At 34.9% G+C, this 1,682-nt stretch carries 1 protein-coding gene; it reads right to left on the reverse strand.

What is annotated here, in order from left to right; all coding sequences use genetic code 11:
• Positions 1-663: 663 nt before the first annotated feature.
• Positions 664-1,476 carry a Cof-type HAD-IIB family hydrolase gene (locus AC1DUW_RS27920; RefSeq protein WP_477644065.1) on the reverse strand — a complete coding sequence of 271 codons (813 nt, stop codon included), beginning with the start codon at positions 1,474-1,476 and terminating at the stop codon, positions 664-666.
• Between the last annotated feature and the right edge of the window lie 206 nt (positions 1,477-1,682).

Genomic DNA, 1,682 nt, shown 5'->3' on the forward strand with positions numbered 1-1,682 from the left:
GATATAATCGGTACTTTCTTGCCATGTCATTTTCCACCTTTAATATATTGAATTTCTGGTCCTTTATACTATATTTTATTAAAGTTCCCCCGTTGCTTCTATAAGGAGCTTGGTGGGGTTCATATAAAAATGTAGCAACAATTACATTGGAATGTACCCTTTTGTTAGATAAACAAATATCAAAATAGGAATAAAACTGAAGACCATAATTAAATTGCTTAAAGCTATGAAACTGTTGTTTGATAAATAACCTAAAAACAATCCAATTGGGTTAAGAACTAATGTTAACATCCCATAAGATTCTTGGATGTTAAAGACCAAATAAGGAATCCAAGAAAAAGTCCCACAGAGCAAAAGGATAACAGATAGTCCAAAGTATATCTTTGTTTTTGAGGTGACTCGACTCAATCATTCCAACACCTTTCATATTGATAAACAACCAAATTTTAACACAGATTCGAAATAAAGTTATTACACTAAACTGCCCCGTTAGTTGCATAAGAAAAGGAGCTGCTGATCAGCTCCTGGTAATGAAGTAAAGCACCCGTTAGTTGAATAACTTGGAAATCCATAAACGCTCTGATGTATTTAAAAACCAAAAACACTCGAAGCAACTTTCTCAAAATCTTTTTCCTGTTTTTGCATTCTTTCACGCCAGAACCCTTATAAGTGAATCATATATTGTTCACGGGTATTTTTTTCAAGAATCATCTTCACTGCTTCACTGACTGTCTCAACGACATAGGTTGCTTCTTTTTTGACATCTTCATGGGCATGAGAAATCACAAAACTATTTGGTGTTAGTTTAAACATAGGGATGTCATTAAAAGAATCACCTACGCATGCGATTTCTTCGGGCTTGAGCTGCAAGTGTTTTAAAAGGATTAATAAGGCATTTCCTTTACTGATGTTTTTCGGCATAATGTCAAGACAGCCTTTTTCAGAAATGAATGTATCCACCTCTTCGTGAAAAACACCTTGAATAGATTGCTGCATTTCTAATATTTCCTCATGATGGCCCATTACCGAAATTTTAGAAGGGGTAAGGGAGTGGCCAATTGCATTTATCATGTCATCTAGCTCTTCAATCGGAAAGAAAAAGCGTTCTTCGATTTGGTGAATGACATCATTTTTTTGTGCTACAAAGTTGGTGTCATTTGAACTAACGATTGTAATGTTACGATCTGAATAAGCCGATTCATACAGCTTTTTTGCGAGCCGATGTTCAAATGTTTGCGAGTGAAGAGAAACGTGGTCATTGGTCCTGACAAATGATCCGTTTTGGCTTACGCGATGGAATTGGTCTCCAACCACTTTAKCTACTTCCATAATTTCGTTGTCCATTCTTCCAGTTGCAAGACAGATGTCTACGTTATGTTCCCGTAATTTTTTCAATGCTTTAATGTCATGTAAAGCCACTTGATTCTTTTTATCAATTAACGTTCCATCTAAATCACTGACTAATAATTTAATCATCGTCTTTTAAACTCCTCTCGTTGTGAATATCTGATGTTATATTGGTTAAAACCACTTTTAAATTTCATTATCGGGAATGCAATGGGTCACAATCCTGGTGAATGTACCATCTAATAATGGATTTAAGCAATATTCTCCTGATCAGTGAGTCTTATTCTGTATCTGTAATTAGCACTTCAACACCAAGTTCTTCTATAGATTTATAT

Source organism: Peribacillus sp. P4_C12, assembly GCF_056402095.1.